Raw genomic sequence first — 6,000 nt, 5'->3', positions numbered from 1 at the left:
GTATGCCGTCGCGGTCCACCTGCTCCGGCTGCCCTGAGAGCGCGTATGCCGCTGGGCGGGCCTCCCGCCCAGCGGCATCGTCGTGTCGACGGGTCGGCCTCCGCGCCGGGCGTCCTTGGCCTGTCGCTGGCCTGTCGCCAGGATCCAGATATCCGACCTGACGGTAATTTCGGATTCAAGGACATCGAGTCGTTGCTCCGCTACTGTCCTACTTGGGAGGTGGTCACGCGGAGGCTTCGAAGGCTCCGTGCGGTCGTTCCGGGCCCATGCCGGGGGGCATGGGCCCGGACCAGCCGTCGCTGGGTGCGCGCTCATCGCGGCACTCGTTGCAGGCGTCATCGCAGCAACCGTGCGACTCCCCGGGCCCGTTCTGGTGCCCAGGTCCGCAGCAGCCCTAACCGGCTCTGAAGAACTTTCCCGGTTTTCCGGACAGGGCACATTCGGTGCCTTAGATTCTCGGTTGGGACATAAGGGGTGTCCCACACAAAAGGGAGGAATTCATCATGACCAAGCTCGCCGCAAAGCTTCAGACGCTCCGCACGGACAAGGGTGCGACGGCCGTCGAGTACGGCCTCATGGTCGCGCTGATCGCGGTCGCCATCATCGCCACCGTCGGGCTCCTCGGGGGCAGCCTGAACAGCCTGTTCGAGACCGTCAAGGACGCGCTGCCGGCCACCTCCTGATCGGCTCACCAGTCCGGGGTGCGCATCGGATCTCGATGTCGCACCCCGGACACGATCGTCCAAAGGGCCCGGCCCCGGTTGGGAACCGGGGCCGGGACCCGCTCCGGTCGGGGGATCGGAGCTGATGCAAGACCCGCTTCGGTCGGGGGATCGGAGCTGACGCAAGACCTGCTCCGGTCGGGGGATCGGAGCTGATGCAAGACCTGCTCCGGTCGGGGGACCGGAGCCGCTGAAGGACCGTCCGGTCGGGGGACCGGGGCCGTCAGCCTCATTCTGCGCCAAACCTTGGGAGGGGAAATGGTGCGCCTGAATCATGCCGGCCGCCGCAGGACGCGTGGCGCTGCGGCCGTCGAGTTCGCGCTGGTGCTGCCACTGATGCTGGCCGTCATCGGTGGCGTGGTCGACTTCGGACGAGCGTTCTACACCCAGGTCGTCCTGACCAACGCCGCCCGGGAAGGGGCCCGGGCCGCGGTCGTGCTGCAGCCCTACGACGCCTCTGCCGTGACACAGCGTGCGCGGGCGGCAGCGCCTGGCATCACGCCGGCCGACCTGACCGTCACGACGCCCGGGGCCTGCGCGGCCGGGTCGAACGCAGCCGTCTCGGTGTCGACCGGCTTCACCTGGCTCGTCCTGGAGCCGGCCCTGAGCCTCGTCGGGGCGGGCAGCGCACTGCCCACCTCACTCTCGGCCAAGGCGGTCATGCAATGCGGAGGCTGAGAGAGCACGGCCAGCGGGGAGCCGCAGCGATGATCGTCGCGATCCTCTTCGCCGGTGGGGTCTGCCTGGGCGCGCTGGCCGTGTCGTCGGACGTCGGCAAGGTCATGTGGGAACGCCGGCAGCTGCAGAACGCGGCCGACGCGAGCGCCATGGCGATCGCCGGTGACTGCGCCGGCAACGCCGCCGGCTGTGCCCCGCTCGACTCGGCAGCGCTGGCCCGGATCGGGGCGCTCGGCGACGACAACGCCAACGACGGCGCGATGGACCTGTCCAAGGACCAGATCTGTGCCTCGCCCGCCGCCACGGCCGCCGCGCTCGGCGTGTCGCTGTGCACGTCCTCGGGGGCGATCACCGACCTGACCGAGTGCCTGCCCAAGCCGGGCTGGCTGACCTCGGCCGGCTCCTACGTCGAGACCCGGCCGCGCACCCTCGGCAGCAAGGGCGAGACCCTGCTGCCCACCGACTTCGCCCGCACCCTCGCCGGCGGCAGCCCAGGCGGCCGGTACACGGCCTGCGCACGGGCGGCATGGGGCCCCCCGGGCGGCACCGGCGCCACGCTGCCGATCACTATCGGGGCCTGCGACTGGGCCAACAAGACCCAGATCGGCGGAGTGGCCGGGCAGAAGTATGCGCCGTCGCCGCCCTACCAGGACTCACCGCCCGGGAGCTCTTCGACGAAGCTGCCCGCGGTGATCGCCGACGGCGGCTACGCCACCGGGATCTTCACGCACGACTCGGGTGACCACAAGTGCAGTGGCAGCCCGGGTCAGGAGTATCCGGGCGGGTTCGGGTTCCTCGACGCGACCCCCGGGTGCGTGGCGAACATCGCGGCCACCGGGACCGTCCAGGGAAGCACCGGCGCGAGCCTGCCGAACAACTGCAAGGGATCGATGGACCTGCAGAAGTACGTCGGGACCGAAGTCTTCATCCCGGTCTTCGTGGAGGTCTCCGACAACGGGAAATACAAGATCTCCGGGGTGGCGTCGTTCTTCCTCGCCGGATTCGCGAACATGCCCGCCGCAAATCCGGACAAGTCTTTCTCGGTCTACGACCAGCCGGCCGGTGTCTGCACCGGCAAATGCAATGCCTCGGTGAGCTACATCTGGGGATGGTTCACCTCGGGCCAGAAACCACTCGACTCGATCAGTCTCGGCACCGTCGACCGCGGGGCACGCCTGGTCCTGCCAGCCGGATAATACGAAGGAACATCAAATGAATCGCCGCCTTGTCGCCATTCTTGTCGCCGTGGTGCTCGCCGTCGCCGGGAGCGCCCTGATCATCAGCTACGTCCGGGGGGCCGACGCCCGGGCCGTCGCGGGCCAGCAGCCGGTCCCGGTCTACGTCGCCGAGAAGCTCGTCCCGGCCGGCACGACCCTCAAGGAGGCCGTACGGACCGAGCTGGTCGCACAGACCCGGGTGGCCGCCGCCGCCCGTCCACTGGGCGCCCTGGCGCAGGTGGACGCAGACAACAACAACCTGCTCGCGCTCTCGGACATCCAGCCCGGCGAGCTCCTGCTGACCGCACGGTTCGGGACGACCCCGGTCGGACAGAAGGCGATCGAGGTGCCGCCCGGGAAGCTCGCCATGTCGGTCCAGCTGACCGACCCGGCCCGGGTGGGGCAGTTCGTCACCCCGGGCTCGCACATCACCATCTACGCGACCCACGGGATGAAGCTGGCCGGGTCGGACTCGCGGACCAAGGCCTTCAACGACCTGGACCTCAAGGGCACCACCGTGCTGCTGGGTGACGTGCAGGTCATCGCCATGGGCAACACGGCGCTGACCGCTCCCCAGCCGACCGCGAAGGACGCGGACCAGGGCAAGGGCTCGGACGACCCGAGCTTCCTGGTGACGGTCGCGGTCTCCCCGGACCAGGCGGTCCGGCTGGCCCACGGCATCAACGACTACACGCTCTACGCCGGGCTCCGGGGCGCCGACGTGAAGGTCGACCCCAACGCGCACACGAACGACCTGACGATCTTCAAGACCAGCCCGGCCGACGTCCTCAAGCAGGTGAAGCCATGACCGTGCTGTGGGAGGCGGACACCGCCGCAGCGAAGAAGTACCGGCTCGTGCTCGGGGAGGATGTCGAGCTCGTGTCCCACGCGAACCAGGTGGTGCGCTCGCTCGAGGAGGACGCGGCCCAGCAGCTGGTCGTCATCGGCGCCGACATCCCGGCCACGGCGGCCTGCGAGCTCGCCGAGACACTCCGGGTGCAGCGTTCCCCGGCCGGCGTCGTGCTGCTGCGCCACCGGCTCGAGGTGGCGCTGCTTGCCCAGGCCCTGCGCAGCGGGGTCCGCGAGGTCGTCCAGGCCGACGACCAGGCGGCGATCGCCGACGCGGTGCGACGCAGCCGGTCGCTGACCGCCCAGCTCGTCGGCGAGTCCGGCCAGAGCGCCGGCCGAGGCCGGATCGTGACCGTCTTCTCGGCCAAGGGAGGGGTCGGCAAGACCACCCTGTCCACGAACGTGGCGGCCTACCTGGCGACCACCGGGGCGCGGACGCTGCTGGTCGATCTCGACCTGATGTTCGGTGACGTCGCGATCAGCCTGCAGCTGATGCCGAACGGCTCGGTGGGTGACATCGTGCCGATGAGCGGGCACCTGGACCGGCAGGGCGTCGAGTCGGTCGTGGCCACCCATCAGGAGAGCGGGCTGGACGTGCTCGCCGCCCCGGCCGAGCCGGGTGAGGCGGACCGGATCCCCGCCGAGGCCGTCCTCGAGCTGCTGCGCGTCGCGCGCACCGGCTACGACTACGTGGTGGTCGACACGCCGCCCTCCTTCACCGAGCATGTCCTGGCCGCCCTCGACGTGAGCGACCTCGTGCTGCTGATCGCCACGCTGGACATTCCGGCGGTCAAGAACCTGCGGATCGCGATGGACACGCTCGACACGTTGGGGGCCCCGGTGGAGAACCGCCGGGTCGTGCTCAACCGCGCCGGCCTCAAGGTCGGGCTCGGGGTGGACGAGGTCGCCGCGGCGCTCAAGCAGCCCATCGCGGCCGAGATCCCCAACAGTGTCAACGTGCCCGCGACGGTCAACCGAGGCGTGCCGATCGTGCTCGACGAGCCGGGCGGACCGGTCGCACAGGCCATCCGGCACCTGACCGACCAGGAGATCCGCCGGCACTTCGGCGAGACCGTCCAGGACAACACCACCAAGCGCACCTTCGGGCTGCTGAGGAGCAGAAGATGACCACACTGGCAGAACGCCTCGACCGCGCCCGTCAGGTGCAGGGTGCCGCCGGGCCCGCCGCCGAACAGTCAACCGACCAGCACCGGCCGCGACACACACCGGACGTGCATGCCCGGGTGACCGAGCGTGTCCATCAGAGCCTCGTCGAGACCCTCGGCCCGCGCCTGTACGACCCGCACCTGTCCGAGACCGAGCTCGCGGCGCAGGTGCGCAGCACCCTGCAGGACGTGCTGGAGGCCGAGCAGACCCCGCTGTCGCAGGCGGATCGCACCAGGATCGCCCAGGACATCCTGGACGACATCCTCGGGCACGGCCCGCTCGAACCATATCTGCGTGACACCGAGGTCAGCGAGATCATGGTCAACGGCCCCTACTCCATCTACGTCGAGCGCGGGGGCCGGTTGTTCCCGGTCTCGGCACAGTTCGCCGACGATGCCCACCTGCGCCGCACGATCGACAAGATCGTCTCCCGGGTCGGACGCCGAGTCGACGAGTCGAGCCCATTGGTCGACGCCCGGTTGCCGGACGGCTCCCGAGTCAACGCGGTCGTGCCGCCGATCGCCCTGGACGGCTCGCTGCTGACCATCCGCAAGTTCTCTGCCGACCCGTTCACCGACCGGGACCTCGTCTCGTTCGGCACCTTCTCGGTCGCGGTTCGCGACTTCTTCCAGGCCTGCGTCCGCGGCCGACGCAACGTGATCATCTCCGGTGGCACCGGATCGGGGAAGACGACGACGCTGAACGTGCTCAGCTCCTTCATCCCCGAGGACGAGCGGATCGTCACGATCGAGGATGCCGCCGAGCTGCAGCTGCGCCAGGACCACGTGATCCGGCTCGAGTCGCGGCCCCCCAACATCGAAGGCCGGGGGGCGATCCCGATCCGCGAGCTGGTCCGCAACTCGCTGCGCATGCGCCCGGACCGCATCGTCGTCGGCGAGGTACGAGACGGCGCGGCACTGGACATGCTCCAGGCGATGAACACGGGCCACGACGGCTCGCTGACGACCGTGCACGCAAACTCGCCGCGGGACAGCGTCTCCCGGCTGGAGACCATGGTGCTGATGGCCGGGGTCGACCTACCGGTCCGCGCCATCCGGGAGCAGGTCGCCGGCGCCGTTGACCTGATCGTCCAGCAGTCCCGGCTCAAGGACGGCACCCGCCGGATCGTCGCGATCACCGAGGTGGTGGGCATGGAAGGGGATGTCGTCACGCTCCAGGACATCTTCACGTTCGACTACTCGGCCGGCCGAGACGAGAACGGTCGCTTCCGGGGCCAGCTCGTCCCGACCGGGGTCCGCCCCAAGTTCACCCAGGACCTGACCGACCTCGGCATCGAGCTGCCGCTGCAGGTCTTCTCGCGACCGGGCCGGTGATCGCCGTGTTGTCTCGACTGCGCCTGGCCGCTG

General features: G+C 69.8%; 6 protein-coding genes. All 6 read left to right on the top strand.

Annotated features, from left to right (window positions below; all coding sequences use genetic code 11):
• Positions 1-503 precede the first annotated feature (503 nt).
• The 6 genes from WMI84_RS06785 (at position 504) to WMI84_RS06760 (ending at position 5,967) form a co-directional block, all read left to right on the top strand.
• On the top strand, positions 504-683 hold the full coding sequence (locus WMI84_RS06785; RefSeq protein WP_347351561.1) for a Flp family type IVb pilin: 180 nt from the start codon (positions 504-506) through the stop codon (positions 681-683).
• A gap of 297 nt (positions 684-980) precedes the next feature.
• Positions 981-1,400, top strand: coding sequence for a TadE/TadG family type IV pilus assembly protein (locus WMI84_RS06780; RefSeq protein WP_347351559.1), 420 nt, complete (start codon positions 981-983; stop codon positions 1,398-1,400).
• Positions 1,388-2,596, top strand: a complete 1,209-nt coding sequence (locus WMI84_RS06775; RefSeq protein ID WP_347351558.1) for a pilus assembly protein TadG-related protein — start codon at positions 1,388-1,390, stop codon at positions 2,594-2,596. The genes WMI84_RS06780 and WMI84_RS06775 overlap by 13 nt, the downstream gene beginning before the upstream one ends.
• A gap of 16 nt (positions 2,597-2,612) precedes the next feature.
• Positions 2,613-3,425, top strand: coding sequence for an RcpC/CpaB family pilus assembly protein (locus WMI84_RS06770; protein WP_347351556.1), 813 nt, complete (start codon positions 2,613-2,615; stop codon positions 3,423-3,425).
• Entirely contained in the window at positions 3,422-4,594 is a 1,173-nt protein-coding gene (locus tag WMI84_RS06765) for an AAA family ATPase (RefSeq protein WP_347351554.1), read from the top strand. The genes WMI84_RS06770 and WMI84_RS06765 overlap by 4 nt, the downstream gene beginning before the upstream one ends.
• Positions 4,591-5,967 (top strand): CpaF family protein, encoded by a 1,377-nt coding sequence (locus WMI84_RS06760; RefSeq protein WP_347351552.1) that lies wholly within the window; start codon positions 4,591-4,593, stop codon positions 5,965-5,967. Before WMI84_RS06765 ends, WMI84_RS06760 begins: the two co-directional genes overlap by 4 nt.
• The last annotated feature ends 33 nt before the right edge of the window (positions 5,968-6,000 follow it).

Origin of the sequence: Intrasporangium sp. (genome assembly GCF_039812505.1) — a bacterium.
Classification (GTDB): domain Bacteria; phylum Actinomycetota; class Actinomycetes; order Actinomycetales; family Dermatophilaceae; genus Intrasporangium_A.
Note: the sequence above shows the minus strand (reverse complement) of the source record. Positions and strands in the feature narration are given on the sequence as shown.